The following is a 19,775-nucleotide window of genomic DNA, read 5'->3' as shown; positions in this document are numbered from 1 at the left end:
TCCCTGAGTATCCGCCCTATAACGGGTTAGCCTTGAGCCACTCATCCATCCAAGCCACATCTCTACGCAGCAGCTTGGCTATGGCCGCAGTTGACTGGTTGTCCTTAACCATGCTTTTCACAGCGTCAATCTCAGGCTGACTAATAGGATCTGGCTGTCGAATTGCCTTGATAGGGTTCACTTCCCCCTTTTCCTGCATCTTGCTCCACAGCGCCTTAGCGTAGCGCGCATCAACTCCCAAAACGTCGGCAGCATCTACGATGCCGAACATCGGCCCGATTTCCTTGAGCTTCTGGGAAAAGTGCGCATCCCGCTCCTCCTCCAGCCTGCCAGACCATTCGTCCAGAGTTTCCATGTGCCGCCGGACGGACTCCCGGCTCTGCACGCCGAATCCAAAATTGCGGTCCATCGCTGGCCGGATCTTCAGGCGATGAAGAACCGCATCACGAACACGCACTTCTTTCTCGCTTACCTTGTATTTATAGGCGAACTGTTGATGAGTCATTTCATTACCGGCCAGCATTGCCGCCACCGCAGCCTTCGACCAGCCGCCTCGAGCCTCCAAGGCAACTGACAGGGCATTCGCCTTGGTTACAACATCTACGAACGATCTGCCCCATTCATCTGCCAACGCTTTCAAGTTGGCAAACTTCCCAGTCTTTGCCATCTTCAACAGCGCTTTGCCCTGCTTCTCGCTAAAATCTTCAGTTTTATCAATCTGGGATGCAAAACCACTCAGATCCTCTTCACTGACGCGGAGAAATTGAGCGAGAAATTCAAGCGACCCGTAAGCGTCTTGCTCCGCATCACAAATAACCGCAAGCCTTTCGGCGATCGGCTTGCTCGATGCGGCGGCGGCAACTATCCCAGGCGAAAGATCCCGCCAGCCGCGAAGCCTCAATCCCATTTCCATGGTTCGAAGGAAAACGTCTTCTCGGCTGCGGTGCATTTCTTTGGCTGCCGCGGCAGGCATTGTCACGCTCTGGATATGATGAATAAGGGTGCGGTCATCCTCGCCTTCCCATTTTCGAAAAGAGCCGCGACTATTCTTGGCTTTCATCTGCTACCACCTCAGTGATGCCTGACCCAAATGGCCGTACATGCGGCATATTCTACATTAATTCCGAACTGGCAATATCCCATGATCGAGCGCATTTTTACGCACCGAAACACCATTATTTGGCGAATATCTGCTGGAATACCATAATGTGGCCACCGAAATACCATAACTTGGCCAAATGGCCACATTATGGTTATTTTCAGTAGGGATGTTCAGTAGGCGGGAAAAGGGAGATTCACCTGGGCGTTAGATTTTGGGGTGGCCCAATGTAAATTCGATGCCACCGTCATACTTGGGCGCGACGTTTTTCTTTCGAACCATCTTGGCGTCTTCAGCCAAGAGGATGATCCTTTCGCGAAGCACATCCGGGTATTTCACCAGCTGAGCAGCATCAGCCTTTAGAGACTCGAACAGGGCCTGCTTATCCTTCTTAGGCGCGTCGTCAGCACCAATCTCAGAGAGTATGACCTTTACCATCGCCGCCAAGGTGATCGCCGCTGTTCTCGCATCATCGCTCTGGAAAGCACCGTGCCGAGCCGCCAGCATTGGTTCCGCTCGAATATCATCAGCGCCGGCCTGAGGCCCTGCAACCGACGGGGGGGCTGTATTCACCCAATCTGCTGTCGTGGCGCTCTGCGAGATAAGATCCCTGATGCCATCCTTGCGGCCTGCGAGAGCCTGAGAAATAGCAAAGTCCAGTTGCGCCTGGTTTACATGGGTCAGGTCAACGTCCACGCCAAGACGTAACGCGACACCGCGAATAAATAAGCTGGTGGCCAGCGTCCCACCCATGCGAAATGGCGCTGCGCCATTGAGGTCGACGTATAGATCTGCCACCTCGTTAATCAGCTCATCTTTATTTCGAGTCCCTTCGAGATACCCAGCGTCGCGAAGCCGGCGAAGCCGTTTCTGCAGCGCTTTTTCCAGGCCCTCGGCAGGGACCGACGGATGCCCCTTGAAACTACCTGGTTCCTTTCGGGTCTCCCCGGCGTCGGAGTAAACCCCGTCAAAGATGTGCTGATGAATAGATTTGAGATGGGCCAGGTCCAGATTCCCCTCTGGCACTCCACGCTGAACGCGGGACCTGACCCGCTGAAGTAACTCTCTTTTGCGTGATGCGACGTCTATCGTCATGGGGCTACTCGGACAATGACCCGATGTCGCCAATCTCATCACCGAGATTAGCCCGGAAAGACTCAGGGAATCTGAGCTTAAGCAGCGCCTCCATTTGAGGTCCGCTCCAGCCTAGATCGGCCATGGTGTCGACAATCTTGTCCTCTGGCGTCTTCTTGACGCCGGCTAGGCGCAGATGTGCGTCAGCCTCCGCAACAGGGATAACCTGCTCCCCTGGCACCGGAGGCATGGCAGCGATTGCCTCGACCGACGGAATCAATGCCGCGTTACCGCCAGTAAGAATGTCGATCTGGGCCTTCTTCATAACACCTCCTTACACCGAGCGGTGCCGGCCGGAGCAGGCGGGGCACCAATGAGGGCCTTCCATTACCGCGATATCCGGCAGAGTATCTTTCATCAGAGGCCATCGCGCACCCGCAGCCGCCGGGCACTCCGGGTCCTGATGGAGTAGATTGGCCGCCGGATCTACCGTAATGGCATCCCGGGGGTCGAGCTTGTATATCACGACTTGGGGTTCTTGGACGGCACTGATCATAAATCACCCATTCTGTGTTTGGCTTGCAGCTCCGACTCCCAGAGCAGTTGTCCACAAGGTTTTCCACCGATTCTGTGGATATCTTTCATTCTTCCAGACAGCATCTATTTTGTCTATTATATAGTACATACTACGGGATAAAAAAGGCACAACATGAATCGCAATGTCTGGATTGGAGTCCTCATCGCTGTCGCTCTTTCACTGTTTCTGATGCAGATCACGGCCGCCGTTACAGGACACCGACTCACCCCGGTTGATGCCATCAAAGAGCTGATACGGCAAGTACAGCGCGAGACATCCGAGTCTCTGCCCAACTGGAAGCCAACGCCACCCATCCGCCAGCATGTCAGATACCCAAACACATGGACGGACGCCAAAACCAAGATGTACCGGATATGGGAGGTCTCGCCGCGTACGTTTTACTGCGGTTGCAAGTATGAATCCCGCCAGCCAGATCTCGCCGGATGCCAATACACCGACAGCAGCATGGGGCAGCGAAGCTGGCGGACGGAGGCTGAGCACATTGTCCCGGCCTCCTGGATCGGCGCGGGGCGGTCATGCTGGGAGTCTGGGCGCGATTATTGTGAATCCAACGATCCCGACTTTCAAAAAGCCGCGTTTGACCTTCATAACCTGCGGCCAGCGATCGGCTACGTCAATCTAAAACGGAGCAACTATCGATTTGGTATTGTACGTGGAGAGCCGAGACATTTTGGCCAGTGCGACTTCGAGGTCTACGATCAGGTTGTAGAGCCGCCCCTGACCGTAAGGGGTGATGTGGCGAGGGTCCATTTTTACATGATGACCACTCATCGGGTCTTAATTCCTGATGACATGATCAGCATGCTAAAACGATGGGATCAGGAAGACCCTGTTTCGGACGTTGAGTGCCTTATTGACACTAGGATCGAGGCCGTACAAGGGAATCGAAACCCCTACGTCGCTCGGGGATGCGCTACCTCAGCGAGCAACTGAGGGAGCGCGAATCAACCTATAAGGCTCACGCAGCAGAGCTCTGACGTCGAACTTTTTCCGGCCTCTTTGCCACCCTACGTTGATCAGCTGGCGCCCTTCGAACAGAAAGGCCCCTCCAGATGAGTTGTGAAAGTGGACCGCGCTGAGCGCATCGATGTAGGCATCGAGAAGCAGACAGTCTCCGTCTTTTTCGGCGGGCTTGTTAACCACGATAATCCCGGTCTTTTTGTCGCGAACCAGAGATGCCTGCGCGTAGTCCACAGAAAGCGTAGTCCATGCCGATGGCGTAGGCCTGACAATCATTTTCATCAAAGACTTGTGAGCTGACCCTCGTTTGCCCGAGGCAAGGCGTCGATGCCACGAAAGGACGGCAATGGCAGCTGCGAAAGCCTTTGCCTGGTTGGCGTAGAGCTTCTCCTCCTCCACCGACTCCCCGTCCATGACCTTTAGAAGCTGGTTATAAAGCGTCTTTTTCCGCTTATCGAGCGACTTAGCAAGATGAGATCGGAAATCCGGCCAAGACCCGTCAACAAAGCAAAAGGACGCGCCGCGAACAGGCTTAACGAAAGCAGTCACTGTGGCGGCACTCCTGGTCCGTTCATCACACCAACCGAGCGCTCGTACGCGACAGACAGATCCTCGCGCTCAGCTCGAGGCGTCCGCGCCTCGATAAGTTTTTTGGTCGCATACTTAGCCGCCTCACCAGTAACCCCGCCGCCAGCCGCGATGTATGTAATATGCGGAAGCGCATCGCGGGCGAGCGGAATCTGCGCTGCACGGTCCAGGCTCGACCCCTTCAACATATCCAGCCCAGCGATCATCTTAGCGGGCGCCACGGGGCTATCCTGCCTCATCTCAAGGGCCTTTCCGGCCGCTCGAGCGGGCTCCTTGCCGATCAAGCCAGTCACGCCACCAATATCTTTTACAGTCATCGCAATCTCATCCTGTTAGTGAATCAATAGCCTGCACTAACGGCGCAGCCCCTCGGTTTTCGAGAGTGAGAACACGCTTGCCCTTCCAGCCCCATATCACTTTTTCGTTTCTTTTTGTTGGGCGCATTACGCCTAAATCGGCCACAGCCGGTGCCCGATTAAATACAGCCCTGGCCGCCCGATCGAGCCTCAATCCGAAGCCGAAAGGTGCACCTGTGCTGGTCAATCCAACTAGAAACAATCCCTCCTCACACAGCACAAGGCGTCGCCATGGAAGCGAAACGAGCCACTCAAGCCCCAGAGGGAACGTCAGCACCGGGCGGGCAGGCTCCTCAATCGTATTTAGCGCCAGCCCAGCACCAGCCGAGGCGTTCATCGACATAAGAGGGAAAGCGCCATAGATCGAACAATCGACCATATCGTCAATAAGCCCCTTGGCTGCCGCCATTGAGACCCACAGGCCCACCCGCCACTGGTCCTCTGCTGTGAAATTCATAGGCATTGCTATCTTGTAAACCCTTGGTCATTCATTAGAATATACTGTATACAGAGGATTTAAGGAATACTTCATGGCCAGCTTCGGAGAGATTATCAGCGCGACCTATTCCGCCCACTTTGGCGGGGCCGGCTCTCCGCCCGTTGCTTTCGTCGATGGACAGGAGGCAAGCCTGGCAAATCTGGTAAGCGGCGATGCAGAAGGCCCCCTCGGCCCAGCCCTGCTCTACCTTGTAAATAGCTTTGCTGCGTACTCCCTGGGCACTCGCGCCTTTCCATTCCGGGTAATGAGAGGCTATGACGACGCGGGCGCCCTCGCTGTTGCCATGCCGGCACCATCAAACACAGCGGCGCCGGCCGGCGTTGGCGCTCTGTTCTGCCAGTACTTGTGGAGCAATCTATTTCCTAACCCCAAGCCTGACGGTATCGCCGATTTTACGTCCGTCCGCCAGCAGTGGTCGGCCCTCTGCCAAATGCTCACGCCGGGTGACGAGATCCCCGAGGGCCTCATGGAGCCCACGCTCGTTGATATGTCCACCGGTTACCAGCTAGGACTCAACGGAGCATTCTCCGCCCCGACGTCGGCGCCATCCCCGGAGCCATCCTGATGGCTGCCAGGCCACTGCAGAATTGGATTGCCTCAATAGAGGCGCTGAGCCCGGCCGTCCAGGTAGCGATCTCTATGGCTGCCGACCCAGCCGGCATCAAGAATGCGATGACCGAAATTGTTGGAGCGGCAACTAGCGCTTTGCCAGCCCCAGGCCCACACACCGGCCCTATCGCCTCTGCTGTTTTTTCAACGTTAGTGAAATCCTCCGCGCTACAGGCCCGGGCGGGCGCCGATCCTCGCCAGGCAACAAGCGCAATGGCCGCTGGCATTGCTGCCGTTGTAGCAGCAGAAGGCCTCCCAGCCATTTCCAGCCGCCGGAAGCTCCCTCTCAACACTAAAGACGTAGACTTGCTGGCGACCGAAGATGCTCTGGCAGAGGCAACGGCCGATGTCGCCCTCACCCTGCAGCGCCGCGGAGACCCTCTGGCTGGACTCGAGGAGGCCTGTGGCCACATTGTGAATCTTGCAATCTCGGCCACAGAGACATTGGGACAGACCGCAGGGAATCAAACAGCAACTTGCTCAGACAAAGAACGGCTAAATAGCATGCTTCGCCTGTCGAGCAAGATCTACTGTGCATCCCTCATCCGGGAGCAAGTTAGTTGCGAAAGTGCGCTAACGAAAGCGTTCACGACAAGTCAGGCACTACTTCCGATTGTTGTCTCTCAGGTGGTTCAAACCACGGCAATGCTTGCGGCTTACAGCGCACAGTCTCCGCAACGGAAAGCCGAGTGCGATGGTGCATTGGATATAGCTAAAGACCCTAGCACCGAGCAATCCGCCATCTTCTCCCCTCCTGGCCTTGGTCCTATGCCATGAAGAACCCTGGCAAAGAGCAGGACAACATCACCAGCGAAGAACGGTATCGACGCCAGCGCAGGCGCCTGCTCGGCGGCGGCATAGCGGCGTTCTTTCTCGTGGCTGCCACGCCAGCGTATGCGCTAAGCAGCTGGAGAAAACGCCTGCTAAAAAAGATCCTCAAAGCCGTCACCACATTTTTTACAGGCGGATTCCCGATCGCCTGGGAAATGGGCATGCAGATGATGACCGACATGATCAAACAGTCGAAGAAAGAAGAAAACGACAGGATGAACATGAGCATGGGCGCCATGGGCGATCATATCGGCAAGACAATGGTGGCAGAGCACAATCAACGAATCTCTAACGCAGCCATGAGTGCCGAGCCCGTTTGCGCAGACACCACATACCCAGCAATAGTTGGCGCGGCGAGTCAGCGCGTGGCTAAAGCTGCTGTCGACAATGGCCAACAAGCCGCAAGCGCCAGTCTGGACTCTCGCCGCCAAAGCAGATCCAAGGTGGTGGCGGAGACAATATTAAATGCGGTTGAGGATGGCGGGGACGAATCTCTATCGGCCGCCAATTTTGTCAAAGGGTCCGGATATACCGACGAAGAGGCCAAGGCAGCTGCTGCTTTTCTTGCCTCGACCACAGCAAGCCTTAGCGCATGGACATCAGATGATGATGCCCTACAAGAAGCCGCGGGAGATAAAGCACTGGAGTCTCAGCGGGCATTCATCGCCAGCGCATCGAATATGGCAATCGCCGTGCTTGATGATATCCGAAACCGGAGAGTACGCCTCCCTACCCGCCAAGTTGCAGAAATGTTCGGCGAAGAAGCGCCTGATCTGGCGGAGGTCTGGAAACAGCAGAATCCGGACGGCACCTCCAGCTTTATTGACTTGCTGAATTTTGAGGCTGCCAGGCACTACCACCCCGCCGGCAACAACCGCCGTAGGCTGATCGTCTCAGACACTAGCCTTAACCGCTCAGTCGCGCTGACGCTCGCCTTTAACACCTATCTTAGATTTCATCTTCACGAGCAGCGAGAACGAGCATCCCTGCTTCGTGCGGTTTCAAATCAACTGAATTTAGCCACATCTGCCGGCGATCTCCAGCGATCATGGCAGGCAAGCGACTCTAAGGTGAACCCACAATGAGCAACGACGATATCTCTCGCAGATCATTCTTCGCCCGCATTTTTGGCCGCGACTCCGAAGCAGCGGAGGGCGCAGAGGAAACGCGCGCTGCACTTCCCTCTGACCCGGCGATCAAGAGCCAGTGCCAGGAAGAAGATGACGATACTGCGCACGCGAGCAGCAGCGAGCACTCCGATGTGAATGAAAGCCTTTCCGAAGACGAGGTGTTCGAAAAGATCGCCGAGGAAATCCATGAGTCCGGGGAGCTTACAGATGAGAAGAAGGAGGAGATAAGCAAGCGGTACGGTGTTCCTGTATCAGCCGTGGCAGGTGTTGCCGCTGTTCTTATGCTCATGCCACAGGATGCGCATGCATTCAGCTCCAGCTCTATAATCAAGAGAGCCGTCCGCCAGCTGAAACCGATTCTCACCAAGATCATGTCAGCGTTTGGTGGCGATCTATTTGCTGCAATGAATCAAGGCGCCAGCACCACATCGACTGCTATCGGCATGACCGGGGACAGGATCGCTGGAGCCATGACGGACATCCATAATCGTGAGGTTGTACTTGCTGCGCGGCCGGATGCCGCAAGCTGCGTCAATGACGCAGGGGGCGTCGCTGCGGTGGCTTCAAAAGATCGTACCGACAGAATGACCCGTGATATGTCTGGCCGTTCAGCGACTGAGCTGATGGAAAATCGCGAGACAGTCAGAAAGTTGATTGCAGAAACAGACCAGCGACGAGCTAAGTTTGGCGAGAACAACGAGGACCTCAATGCCGCAACGTTTATCAAAAATGGCGGCTACAGCAAGGACGAAGAGCAGGCAGCGATGGCGCTTCGTAACCGGCTTCGCACAGGCACCATCCTTGCCTCCCGGGCTCTAGCCGCAGAGGCAGCGGACACGCCTGAAGGAAAGCTCTACGAGGCTGCGCAGGCCGAATTTGTTGCCAAGTCCAATGTGAGCGAGTCAGTAATCAACCGGGTCATGAGCTCTCGGGTGCGTAGCGTTGAGCTCGGACGGATGCTCCAGGCCGCAGCGCAGGAGGAAAAAGACCCTACCGGCTGGATAAAGGATTGGCTGCAGCGCAATAGCGCGGGCGAGGGCCTTTCCGAGATGGATGTGCTTCGCTTTGAGGCTGAGCGCAGGTACGCCAACCCCGAGTGGAAGCGGACAGTCAGAGAAAGCCTTATGTCGCCGGAAGCACTTCTGAGAGAGCAGCTTGTCATGCTCGCCTTCCAGAACCATCTTCTTGTAGAGCAGGTTAAACAGAATGATGAGCTGCTGATGCTGTCAGCCGTATCCCTCACGGAGCAATTAAATAGTAATGCTGGAAAACTGAAAGGCGCATGGGCCGCAACGGCCAGCGAAGTTAAGCCCGTACAAATTAACAGATAAGGTCTTAGGAGGATCTATGACTGCCGTTATGCTAAAGCAAGAGCAAATTCACGACATAGTGACCCAGCTGGGTGGCGACACAGTTTCTATCATGATGCCGAATGATGCTGACTCTCCTCACCTGATTATGCACGTGCCAGATGGCGTAATTATCGGGGAGATCGACGACGAAATGCACCAGATCCCATCTGGCATTTGGCGCATTGCGCCTGGGGACAGAGCGCTTGTTTATTCCGAAGTACCCGAAAGCGACTATTCCGGGGACCTTTATACAAAGGTCGAGCCTAACACCTTCCCTATGGTCTTGGATGACCTTAAAAACATTGCAAATGGCGCATCCGCTGAGGCTGAGCTGGCAAGCCCCCAGCCGCCTGCCGAACCTGCGACATTTGATCATGCAAGCTCTCTGGTCGCCCCACAAACAGAAGCACAGCCCGAGGGCTCGCCTCAGCCATCCAGTGACATCGAGATGGATGACTCATCATCCTCTCCAGCCATGGCAGCCAGAGGGCGGCAGCTGGCCGATCAACAGGCTGGCGCTGTGAAACACGACGCTAAGGACGTTGCAGAGAAACGCCGCGAGCCACAGGGCGCCGGCGGGATCTCTCTGGGGCTTGGCCAGCTGGCCTCTGGCGCTGCCGAAAAGGTCAAAGCTGCCGCCAGCGCGCTTAACAATGCCAGACCACGGCAATCCCCTGACCCGCTGAAAGCGGCTGACGCCAAGATACGGGAAGCATCGAAACATGCTCGGGATTACCGGGCCGCCGTTACTCAGCTTGCTGACCACTATCAGCACTTCCAGGATGCAGGCGAGGGGGCGCAAGGCCGGCCGATAAAACCAGACACGGTAAATTCTGCTGAGAACCATGAGAACATATCAAGAATGCGGCGGGAGACCTCTACTGCTTGCACAAAGGCGCAGACGGCGTTGCTTGCTCTGCAACCCCTCCTGGCCAATGCGGACGCTGTTTCCGATCTCATCGAGCGCCATCCATCACTCAGAGAGGACATCGAGGCAATTGGTGACTCTATGGGCAAGGCCGACGCAGTGCTCTCCACCAGGTTTCTTAGCGATGACAAGGAGCCGATGAGCCCGTTGGTAGCACCAATGGCGAAACAAACGAAATTGATGAAGGAGGCGCTGGACGACCTCATCACCAGAATCAATGAGATCATTTCTTCTATGCTTAACCGGTTCAAGCCCTGATGGCTCGCGAGTCCAGAAGTGCGTGGCGGTTTGCAAACCCCTTCTTCTATGTAGGGACTGCACTGCGCCGCGCGTACACCTCAGGCATTGCTTACAACAAAGGGCCAATGCGGCAAACCGAGGAAATGCTTCGGCAAGCGAAGGGATCTACACCTGATCAGGGTCCGGCGATACCGGAGACAGACACCGTAGCGCTTCACCGTGCATTCCTTGACACCATAGACAGCCAGGGCATCACCGCCGACCGACTTAAAAAGATCCATGCGCACATCACCACAGCATCTCTTGTGCTGTATTTGATGTCGCTGGGCTTTCTGGCGATTACTGGCTACGCCTTTATCTCCGGGTTCGGGACTGTCATGGGGCTGCCAGTATTCGCTATCGTTTTTATGCTAAGCAGCACCGGGGCATTTGTGCGCGCTTGGGGGCTCGCATTCAGATCCTGGCAAATTGAGCATGCCAGGCTTGGCGGGGTGCGATCCTTTGTTGCCTCATGGGCCCTATGGATACCATGGTACGTTTCCGCCAAGGACATCGAACGGAGCATCTTAGGTGCTCGCTCTTTAACCCACAGCAAGACGGTCTCATCGACGACAGGCATGCCTTCCATGGCAGAGGATACACCGCATGAGTGACAAAAAAGGGCCAGCCTCAGATCCAATCTATGTATTGATTGGTGGCATCATTTTCATTCTCGGGTTCTTTGCCCTGATCAAGTTCAAGCCTGAGGTTGTCATTGGCCCATGGAAGGCAATCCGGCACGCAGAGGTGATAGTGCTTGATGTATTGCCCCTGCCGGCCCAGGCAAGCGCAGATGTTCAGGCAATTCGCAGCTACCTGGAAAGCACCCCCGCCAAGGCGATTCCATTCGAACTTGTTTCGAGGATTGAGAATCGCCTTTGGCAGATTGACCGATGGTTTCTCTTTTTGCTGATCGCCAGCCTTGGCGGTTACATCACCTGGCGGAATCTAACCAACCTAGCCCCCTCTCGAAAACATGATATTGAATCCCTAATAAAGCAGGAGGCACCTTACTACCCCCAGGTTGCAATGTTCACGCATATCCATCCAGAAAAGGACTCCGTCGTCACCAAGGGAAAATATGCCTGGCGGACCAGGCCTGATCACTGGCTTATCGAGAATAAGATTTATGCAGGATTTACACCGAATAATGATGAAGTGCCTGGCTGGCAACCTCGGGATGGCGTAGTAGATGCGGAAAGGCTCCGAGAAGCGTTGACCTCTCAGCTTGGCGGGCCCATTTCTAACTTCTCAGCACTGGATATTAACTATCGGCGAGTCTTGGCAGTGCTGATGGCTCAGGCATGCCTCGATTTTGATACCGCTGAATCACTAATCAAAGCGTTCGGCCTTGCTTTTGGAAAGCAGGGAGATCTCGCCGCTGCAGACAAGATGGCAAACGATGTCCTGCATAAGCACTCATCCGACCGCCGGGTTTCGAGCATTTTGAGTAAGCACGGCTTCTCGACAACCTTTACCCATGCCTTGTTTCTAAGGGCTAAGCATAATGGCAATCTTCCTCCCAACATCTTTCTTTGGGTCAAACCCCTTAATCGCACTCTCTGGTATATCATTAGCGACTGCGGCATCCAAAGACCGAGCATCGAAACCGCAGCGATACGCTCTCATTATGAGTGGGAAAAAGGCGTAGGCCATGCCATTCCGATTCCCTGTATTGAGCCGGCATTCAACGGTGTAATGAATTACTGCACCGCATCGGGCCTTGTTCGAGAGTCAGCAGTAGCTGATGGATCCGCTTTTCTTATTACCCAATAATCAGAGTGTGAGCAATGATAGGCAGCATTGAACCAGGTAGATCGCTTGCCGGCATTCCTTGCCTTGATGGGCTTTATTTTTTGCCCAGTCGAACCCCGGGTTTTTCTTCGGAGGAAACATCTCTCCCCTCTAAATACATTCTACACAGGCTCTCACAACCTTTTTCTCGCCACGGAAAGACATTCCCAGCGCTTCTTCGGAGTATTGCTCCAGGCATCTACGTGGACGCCTCGATGTCACCCGGCGCCGTTAAATCTGCAGTCGCCTCTCATGCGGCCCGAATTGTGCGCTACCTCTGGCCTACTTCAGTATTTTGCGGAAAGTCCGCCTTTCTACTTTGGCACCCTAACTTTCCTCAGAACTTTTTCTTTAGTGAACCAGAGGAACAGCAATTTTCCATTATCGTTGCCCACTCCCCAGGCGGATCAAAGGATAGCCACATAAGAGATGTCGGTGGGGTTCAGTTCTTGCTTAACCGAGGCTCTGGCTGGATGTGGGATCACGCCATGACTTTGCCATCTCGTGACGATCTCGGGAGTTTTGAAACACGCCTGCTATCTCCAGCCGCTCTATGCTTGGCTCACTCTAGCCCCTGGCGAAAAGATGGCCGTGATAGCGCACCGGCACACAAACTATCTGACGCGGCGTTTATTTTTTCCGCTACCGTTAGTCACGGGCCAGACAGCACTCCGCATGAGATGCTAGGGCTTGCATCCAGCAAATGCCGAGCTATAGGCGGGGCAGCCCTTGGGAAGCTCGATCGCATTGCGCAGTCCCACCCTGACGCCATTCAGAGTGGCCTTCTTCATTATGATGAAAAAGTAGACCTCCACTTCTTTGATATGCCTCTTGGCACGCTATATCGGGCCGGCCCATTGTACTCAATGGCGCTTTCTCCACGTTTCCCTTCAGGGTTAGGGCCGCGCAGAGGCGCCTACTTCGACGAGCTGCCTCCTATTATAGTTAATATGCTCGCCGATCCTGCTGAGCGCTCTTTGGAGAAAATGGTTTTTACAGGGGGACTACGCCGTTCGTCAGAAGCAAGTAGACAAAAACACCGCGCACCATACGTTTTCCGCAATTTATCAGATCGCCCCCTGAAGGTCGTTGCCAACGATGACTACGCACCTGAGACAACGTTTATTGCGACGATCACAGATTCTGGCGAGCTCATCCCAGACTCATCTGGTGAGTTTTGCGCGCGGGTTTCACCGCTCGAGCCCTCCAACCAAGCCGCCGTCTTAGAGACCTGGCAGATTTACGCAGGCCACCAAATCGCCTCGTTGATACTGCAAACTGATCAACAGTGCTTTGCAAAAGTTCTCGATGTTGCCGGTAGCCCCTCTCTAGTGACATTAGTTGAACGGGTTGGCATCCCAGCGGCATCTGGAGCGCCGGCATTCGAGATTCCCGTATCCATCCCCGCCTGGATCGAGATGCTTGAAGACCTTGGCGAAACCCAATTTGATTCCGGCCTGGCTGGCGCTCTAGCGCACAGCTCCAACAATAAGCTACTAGAATCTATTGTACGCCACTATTTCTACTCCGATATTTGCGGTTTGGACCCTGACCTTTCAGATATTTGCATCACTCTCATTCCTAACCCAACTCACCCCAATCGGTACGCCCCTAATTTTCAAGGGCTCTATCGTGCCAAGATTGCCGGGACGAATTCGCTTGAACGCCCTTTCAAAACACGGGCGGATGGACTCGAGAACTTGTTAAATGTCATGAACGCTGATGATCGATTCCTGTTGCGTATCGCGAGGAGCGTGAGTTCGATAATAGACGATGGACTAGAGGTGACTCTTGAAAGTTTGATGGGTGTGGCGGAGTCAGCGGGGATTGACCATGAAGCTCGGCTTTCAAAGATGCGCATTCTTCATAATTCAAGCACTACAAAACTGATTGCTAAAGCTCTTATTAATCTTCTGAATGAGAACAGGTCTGAGCCTACGTTTGTTTAAGCAGCAAACTATCAGCCTTTAGCTCCTCGGATACGTCATTTTCCTTTAGCCACATCTCATAGACCGTCTTCTGAGATTTGTCATTGGCATCCCTTGATCCGTCCGGCCAGCGCCCGGCAAGCATCATTACCTCGCCATGCATGCCTCCTACAATTGACCTCCTCAGAGGCACGTGCTCTGCCGGCAATGGATCCTGGTCGCGATATAATAACGGCAGCCTGGCGATGGCTCCCGAGTTGCGTATATTGCCAATCTGCCACACGCTGACACCATTTTCATACTGCTTTAGCTCGTCCACCTTCACTTCATAAACACTTGTCATGGCACACTTGCCATGCGCGCGCTCCCCGGCAACACTAAGCGCTTTGCGGGCATTTATAGCCGTTTCTTTTTCGAAGAAAAGTGGTTCTGCGTCGGCAGTGGTATTTATCATTGCCGTCAAATAGATCAGCGGATCCTCGTTGACCAAACCAGGCTGCACCCAGCCTGATGGAATAACAGATTCGTCTGTTTCATATTGAGCATTCTTTGCCATCTCAAAGAAACATCTGGCCACATTCCAATCCTCGCGATGCTTTGATGCAGGGCCGATTGCGTAGTGGGTCATTGCCGAAGACATATAGGCAATTTCTTTCCTGTAATTCCCGCTCTCCCTCTCCATATCCAGGAGCGCTGCCATAACCGGGGCCATTCTTGCCGCCATCACTGGATGCAGCGTCGCCCTATGAATGGAAGGGGCCATAGCCCACATCCACAAAATTGATGCCCGGCTCCAGCCTAAGTAACTATTGTCATAGCCGACTAGCTCAATACCATCAAACTGCGGGAGGCCTCTCGGCAACGTTCTTCGAATTACATGGAACAGGGAGTCGAATGCCAGATGACCGCCACGCTTCGATTTTCGCGTTGTACCTTCGGATCCGGCATCCATATCTGCTGTAGCGTAGAGATCAAGCGCCTCATTTTTTCTTGACTCGATTAAGGGCGCAACGCGAGACAAGCCCGCTTTCGTGGCGGACAATATCTTTGTCGCCTCTCGTTGCAACGCATGACCGCGGTTCGCCTCTTCCTGGGCTTCAACGGCGAGATCCCACGCCTTGTTGGCCAGCTTGTTTCGCTGGTCAACCAATTTGTTGTGTTTAGCAACCCGGAGATCCTCTGCCACCCTCGCACCAGCATCTCGCGCGGCCTGCCTAAAGTCGACATCCGGCACAAGGCTCTCAATCGCTCTGTGTATAACCCAAGGGTTGATTCTGGCCATCTGCTTTCCTTCTTGCCCGGGCACCCGTTATGGGTCATTATTTCACGTACATAGTATATTTCACAGAGATTATGACGACATTTCTGGATGGTGAAAAAGACTTTCTTCGCTCCGTGGACGTTGGGCCTGAAGCAAACGAGGCGCTCTCTGGGCGGATCTCAGAGCTTGAATCCATTCTTGCCGATCAGCAAGCGGCCAAGGTCGATTGCGAGCGCACTCTGGCAGCTGCCCAGAATGCAGCTTCAGAGCTAAATAGAATCATAGCTCGCCTTGGCGGCGAGCAGGACGGCTGGGGGGGGAAAACATCCCTTGGGTCACCATTCGAGATGGCAACGTCACTATGCTTTTATCACTCGAGACTTCTCTCTGCTGCGTTTCTTGAGCATGTCGCCGCTCGCCACAGCCAGGGCCCTCACGCTGCCAAGCCCATGTCGGTATCATTAGCACGAGAACATAACCAACATATTCTGGCCCTGCTCATACACGCAGGCATGGCCTTCCAGATAGACGAGGCCATCCGGTCTGTTCGGTCCGCAGCGGGGGTTTCTGATATGGATTTCTCGCGGGGCAGCGATAGACAGGGCTCTGACAACGACGCGCCAATCAACCTTGCCGCCTTCGACGTCTTATTCGGGCAGTTCCCCTTCCCGGAGATTTTTGAAAATGCGTATCCAGGCTGGTTCTTTCTTTCGCAATACACATACCCGACGGAGAGCAGGCTCAAACACCAGCAACGAACACTTTTCGGGACCCTTCTTGCGTGCGCGACCTCCTACATTAATGGCCGGCAAAGGCTTTATCGCTCGAAAGAGCGGGACTCCTATCCCACCGACGTACGCCGAGCTTCATACGCCGACCTTATTGAGGACATCCCCCTGTTCAAGACATGCCTCAAGCATGTTCAGGACAACATTACTTACTCAGACTCAAGCAGCGTTACTGTTCACCATTCGATGAGCGGGTCTTACTACCCACTGCCCTACGAGGAAGCGCTTGCAGGGTTTGAAGACAAGGTTAACGCATTTGTTTCAACCGCCTTGCAAAAACATGACCTCTATATGCCGGCGGCGGCATGGGAAAATGAGGAGGAGAGCGCATGGTACAAAGCGCTCACCTTTGTAAGCGGCACGCTTACTATTCCTTCGTAGCAACACCCAAATCTGCCTTCCTGGCAACATCAAGAAGCGCCAAGAATATCTCGTCTTCCGTCAATTGGTCCCCGCCGGCGGCCAGTTGTTCGTAGTTCTTCTTCAGAAGGGGATACCTGTTTGCTTCTTCTCTGGTTACAACTCCGTCCTTGTTTGCATCTCCCATTCTCATCATGACTCGCGCCTGCAGGGTTAGCCTCGATCTGAGCCAGTCCGCAACCTCTTGAACGGTCACCTGATCATCGCGATTGACGTCAATATCATCAAAGTCAGCAATTACCCCCCTGACAGACCCAGCTTCGCGCCTGGTTATCAGGCCATCACCATTAGCATCGGCCGCCTCTAGGGCCGACACCAAAAATCCGGTCTGAGCCTGCTCGACCCTGAGCTCTACCTCCATCTCTTGCGCACCCTCAAGCGGACACTGCCATTCTTCGTCGGATGCCGCGAAAGCCAATGGCCCCACCACAAGCAAGACAATAGAAGAAAAAACCCTGTGAATATTCTTCATGTTTACCTACTATTTATCACGTATCATTTATATGATCCTGAATATATGCCCAATTGTCTATATGCTAATTTCCCACCTGGCATCATGCCGCCAGGCTTTCGGGCCCCGCGGACGCCCCTTCTTAGAATCGTCATATTTCTCTTTTCCCCTATCGACTTTTAGGACTATGTTGCTATTATTGGCCGCGTCGTAAGGACAATAGCGTATGCTGTCAAAATGAAATCACGCTTGTCGACACTATCAGGGATCTATTAAAACCAAGGGGCGGATAATGACTCGGGAAATTCACCAGACTCTCATCATCGATTACCGAAACACATCAAACGAACGTCGCAAGGTTACCTTCTCCGGTAGCGAGCACGCATGGGTGCAATCTCTAACAAATGATCATGTGCAAAGCGCGGTGGCCGCGATGCGGGCGCTAAAGCATATTCCCGATTTATACCGTCTGTACGACCTTACTTTGATCAACGCAAAAGGTGTTGAGTTGCGGCCCACGGGCAATTAATCGACGTCACACTTAATATAAAAAAGGGGCCTAAGGCCCCTTTTTTTATTTTCCCGCTGCCTTGAACCCTCCAAGGTTTCGCCCAGACGTAGCAAAGAAGGCGAGCGTTTGTGACTGCCCCTCTCTCTCACCAAGATCCATCGTGTCATCTACACCCACCCATCGCAGGGCTGCGCGGGGCAGCTCGTATGATAGAGAGAAGCTCATATATGCCACGACCACCATTAGCAGTGTGTAGACGACCATTCCTACGATTGGAGTAAGGGGAAGCCCAAACGATCCCTCCCGGGTTGATATCAGCGTCTCAAGGAGGGTTTCATTAACAAGCCAGCCGCTCACTCTGAATATCGCGATACCCATCACCATGCCCGTCACCATCAAGACCGGGCGCAGCGCCAGGTTCATTAGGATGGGATAGCCACTTCCTCCTTTGCCCGTTACATCACCGCCATCTGGCGTCATGTGCATAATCGACCACAGTGGCGCGACAACAACCGATTGGGCTACATAGGTTAAATACCCGACCATGGCGATAGTCCATAAGATATATGGCATCAAAGGAATGCCGTACGCCAACAGAACCCCAATCGCCAGCAACATCATTGAAAACGTGGCGACCAGCCCGGTGGCCCAGCTTATTGCAGCACCGCCTTTACCCCTTACCTTATCGGAGCCCTCGTCATCGCCCATAAACTTGGATACGAAGTCAGCTGCTACCAGCCCTGTGCCAATAGTGAGAATCGTGTTGCCCATCGTTCTGAGCTCGAGCATCGGATCATAGTTTCCCGCCGAGGCGCCAGGGGACAGCCCGTATGTGCCTGTCTTTAGCGCCCCACTTCCTAGATTGTAGGTGATTCTTGTCGCGCCATTTGTGATTGAGTTCCAGACATTAGCGATCCTCCCCAAAACGCTTTCTGAGTCATTCCTTGTTTGCAGCTGACTCATCGCGTCAGCCATGGTCGCGGCAATTTTGTTAAATTTGTCAGCGCGCGCCATCACCGCAGTGAACTCAGTCATGACCGCGTCGTTACTTAGCCACCCAGCCTCGTATCCGCTAACGCCCTCGCCCGGAGTCGTGATCTTGGGGATCGCGCTTACTACAGCGTCATGGATCTTGTTCTGCTCCGCGTTTAGGGTCCAGTAGATAGATCCAAAACCGACCCACCCCAAGCGGTTCAGCTTTTCCAGGCCCTCTCTGCGCTGCTCGTTTGACCAAGCTGGCAACCCAGCTGTTACGGCGCTTTGAATGTCTGCAGTAAGCCCAAGAATCGCGTCCCTTCTTGCTCTATGTGTCGCCTCTGTGATGTTTCCAGAAACGATATCGTCAGCGATAGATCTTATGGCGGATCCCGACAGAGTGCTTATAACTTTGTTTCCTATATCTCTTTGTATTTTAATCTTGGCGATGTCTGCGGCAGTGATGACATTCTTAGCGCCAACGCTGTTTATTGAGGATTGCTGTGCAGAGCCTATATCTCCCGCCACCGCCATCTGCCCACAGGCACCATCCAACCCGACAAGTAGGTACTTGTTCGCGGATCCCGGCATTGAAAACTGCTCGTATGCCCCGCCTGCCTCATCCGCCAAGCCAGACTTAACAAGAAACCTCTCGCACACTTTCGAGAGGATTAGCTTACCGACGAGATCTTCCGTATTCGAACCGCCCTGGGTCATCGTGATTGGGGTAGAGGTATACGAATTCAGGACATATTTATAGACAGCTCCACCCATGCCGATCCCAAGCAACGCGACCCCAAGAGTTGCAACCTGGGCGACATTCAAACCACCGAAGGCAGGCATTGGCAAGTTGAGGCCAAAACCCAACGTTGCCCTCATTGGAAGCATGACCGAATCCCAGTTGCCAAGAAACTGACCGGTTTGGCTGGTTTTAAGCAAGCCAATAATGATGATATACGTCAAAAGGATCATGCCCACGATCATTGAGACCGCAATCATGATCTTCGCCAGGTTGGTTAGCAGGGTTGTGCCGCCCTGGTATTGATCAATAGCTGCTGAGTTGAACCCACTACCGCCGAAAAATGCATCTCTAACGCTCTGCACCGGGGTGCCGAACAGCTGGTAAAGCATCTGATAGCTCAAATCATCGGCAGCAGGGCCATCGAAAAAGTCCTCCGGGGCGATTCGGAGGTTGTCATCAAGAGCCTGCTCTACAGCCTGGATATTATCGGGCGTTGCAATCTGGTAGGCCTCCCGGGATGTATTCGCCGAGGCTGCTGATAGGAGCTGCAGAAAGAGCACGGCAGTGATTGTCAGAATGCGGATCATGGCGGCCACCAGGTC

The 19,775-nt window shown here is 54.0% G+C and carries 20 protein-coding genes; 11 read left to right on the top strand and 9 right to left on the bottom strand.

All coding sequences use genetic code 11. The annotated features are described in order from the left end of the window. Window positions 1–16: 16 nt before the first annotated feature. From J1C54_RS07935 to J1C54_RS07925, 3 genes are all read right to left on the bottom strand, one after another. Window positions 17–1,060, bottom strand: coding sequence for a hypothetical protein (locus tag J1C54_RS07935; protein WP_229146259.1), 1,044 nt, complete (start codon window positions 1,058–1,060; stop codon window positions 17–19). 246 nt (window positions 1,061–1,306) lie between these two features. Next, window positions 1,307–2,194, bottom strand: a complete 888-nt coding sequence (locus tag J1C54_RS07930) for a Fic family protein (protein ID WP_229146258.1) — start codon at window positions 2,192–2,194, stop codon at window positions 1,307–1,309. Between the two features lie 4 nt (window positions 2,195–2,198). Further along, window positions 2,199–2,498, bottom strand: a complete 300-nt coding sequence (locus tag J1C54_RS07925) for a hypothetical protein (protein ID WP_229146257.1) — start codon at window positions 2,496–2,498, stop codon at window positions 2,199–2,201. Window positions 2,499–2,882: 384 nt separating this feature from the next. On the opposite strand from J1C54_RS07925, the gene J1C54_RS07920 reads away from it, so the two are divergent. Continuing rightward, entirely contained in the window at window positions 2,883–3,704 is an 822-nt protein-coding gene (locus J1C54_RS07920; protein ID WP_229146256.1) for an endonuclease, read from the top strand. Here the strand turns inward: J1C54_RS07920 and J1C54_RS07915 are convergent. From J1C54_RS07915 to J1C54_RS07905, 3 genes are read right to left on the bottom strand one after another with little or no spacing between them, the layout of a single operon-like run. Then, entirely contained in the window at window positions 3,690–4,280 is a 591-nt protein-coding gene (locus J1C54_RS07915) for a hypothetical protein (RefSeq protein WP_229146255.1), read from the bottom strand. The two genes, J1C54_RS07920 and J1C54_RS07915, sit on opposite strands and share 15 nt — an antisense overlap. Further along, a complete protein-coding gene (locus tag J1C54_RS07910; RefSeq protein WP_229146254.1) occupies window positions 4,277–4,636 on the bottom strand; it encodes a hypothetical protein in 360 nt (119 codons plus the stop codon). The genes J1C54_RS07915 and J1C54_RS07910 overlap by 4 nt, the downstream gene beginning before the upstream one ends. A gap of 7 nt (window positions 4,637–4,643) precedes the next feature. Then, on the bottom strand, window positions 4,644–5,132 hold the full coding sequence (locus J1C54_RS07905) for a hypothetical protein (protein WP_229146253.1): 489 nt from the start codon (window positions 5,130–5,132) through the stop codon (window positions 4,644–4,646). A 73-nt stretch (window positions 5,133–5,205) separates the two neighbouring features. Between J1C54_RS07905 and J1C54_RS07900 the strand changes: the two genes are divergently transcribed. From J1C54_RS07900 to J1C54_RS07865, 8 genes are all read left to right on the top strand, one after another. After that, window positions 5,206–5,739 carry a hypothetical protein gene (locus tag J1C54_RS07900; protein ID WP_229146252.1) on the top strand — a complete coding sequence of 178 codons (534 nt, stop codon included), beginning with the start codon at window positions 5,206–5,208 and terminating at the stop codon, window positions 5,737–5,739. Continuing rightward, on the top strand, window positions 5,739–6,560 hold the full coding sequence (locus tag J1C54_RS07895; RefSeq protein ID WP_229146251.1) for a hypothetical protein: 822 nt from the start codon (window positions 5,739–5,741) through the stop codon (window positions 6,558–6,560). The genes J1C54_RS07900 and J1C54_RS07895 overlap by 1 nt, the downstream gene beginning before the upstream one ends. Then, complete coding sequence (locus tag J1C54_RS07890; RefSeq protein ID WP_229146250.1) at window positions 6,557–7,699, top strand: hypothetical protein; 1,143 nt, start codon at window positions 6,557–6,559, stop codon at window positions 7,697–7,699. Before J1C54_RS07895 ends, J1C54_RS07890 begins: the two co-directional genes overlap by 4 nt. Beyond that, entirely contained in the window at window positions 7,696–9,075 is a 1,380-nt protein-coding gene (locus tag J1C54_RS07885; protein ID WP_229146249.1) for a hypothetical protein, read from the top strand. Before J1C54_RS07890 ends, J1C54_RS07885 begins: the two co-directional genes overlap by 4 nt. A 16-nt stretch (window positions 9,076–9,091) precedes the next feature. Beyond that, window positions 9,092–10,282 carry a hypothetical protein gene (locus J1C54_RS07880; RefSeq protein WP_229146248.1) on the top strand — a complete coding sequence of 397 codons (1,191 nt, stop codon included), beginning with the start codon at window positions 9,092–9,094 and terminating at the stop codon, window positions 10,280–10,282. Window positions 10,283–10,407: 125 nt separating this feature from the next. Beyond that, on the top strand, window positions 10,408–10,917 hold the full coding sequence (locus J1C54_RS07875) for a hypothetical protein (RefSeq protein ID WP_229146247.1): 510 nt from the start codon (window positions 10,408–10,410) through the stop codon (window positions 10,915–10,917). Beyond that, entirely contained in the window at window positions 10,910–12,079 is a 1,170-nt protein-coding gene (locus J1C54_RS07870; protein ID WP_229146246.1) for a hypothetical protein, read from the top strand. Before J1C54_RS07875 ends, J1C54_RS07870 begins: the two co-directional genes overlap by 8 nt. Window positions 12,080–12,312: 233 nt before the next feature. Beyond that, window positions 12,313–14,046, top strand: a complete 1,734-nt coding sequence (locus tag J1C54_RS07865) for a hypothetical protein (protein WP_229146245.1) — start codon at window positions 12,313–12,315, stop codon at window positions 14,044–14,046. On the opposite strand, the gene J1C54_RS07860 is transcribed toward J1C54_RS07865, so the two are convergent. Further along, window positions 14,033–15,307 (bottom strand): hypothetical protein, encoded by a 1,275-nt coding sequence (locus tag J1C54_RS07860; RefSeq protein WP_229146244.1) that lies wholly within the window; start codon window positions 15,305–15,307, stop codon window positions 14,033–14,035. The genes J1C54_RS07865 and J1C54_RS07860 overlap by 14 nt on opposite strands. A gap of 71 nt (window positions 15,308–15,378) precedes the next feature. Between J1C54_RS07860 and J1C54_RS07855 the strand changes: the two genes are divergently transcribed. Then, window positions 15,379–16,455, top strand: a complete 1,077-nt coding sequence (locus J1C54_RS07855; protein WP_229146243.1) for a hypothetical protein — start codon at window positions 15,379–15,381, stop codon at window positions 16,453–16,455. Here the strand turns inward: J1C54_RS07855 and J1C54_RS07850 are convergent. Then, window positions 16,442–16,966, bottom strand: coding sequence for a hypothetical protein (locus J1C54_RS07850; RefSeq protein ID WP_229146242.1), 525 nt, complete (start codon window positions 16,964–16,966; stop codon window positions 16,442–16,444). The two genes, J1C54_RS07855 and J1C54_RS07850, sit on opposite strands and share 14 nt — an antisense overlap. Window positions 16,967–17,237: 271 nt before the next feature. Between J1C54_RS07850 and J1C54_RS07845 the strand changes: the two genes are divergently transcribed. Next, a complete protein-coding gene (locus tag J1C54_RS07845; RefSeq protein ID WP_229146241.1) occupies window positions 17,238–17,474 on the top strand; it encodes a hypothetical protein in 237 nt (78 codons plus the stop codon). Between the two features lie 45 nt (window positions 17,475–17,519). On the opposite strand, the gene J1C54_RS07840 is transcribed toward J1C54_RS07845, so the two are convergent. After that, the gene (locus tag J1C54_RS07840) at window positions 17,520–19,760 is read right to left on the bottom strand and encodes a DotA/TraY family protein (RefSeq protein WP_229146240.1); all 2,241 of its coding nucleotides are present in this window, start codon (window positions 19,758–19,760) and stop codon (window positions 17,520–17,522) included. Window positions 19,761–19,775 lie beyond the last annotated feature (15 nt).

The organism is Alcanivorax sp. 1008, from assembly GCF_020667895.1.
GTDB lineage: Bacteria > Pseudomonadota > Gammaproteobacteria > Pseudomonadales > Alcanivoracaceae > PGZG01.
Note: the sequence above shows the minus strand (reverse complement) of the source record. Positions and strands in the feature narration are given on the sequence as shown.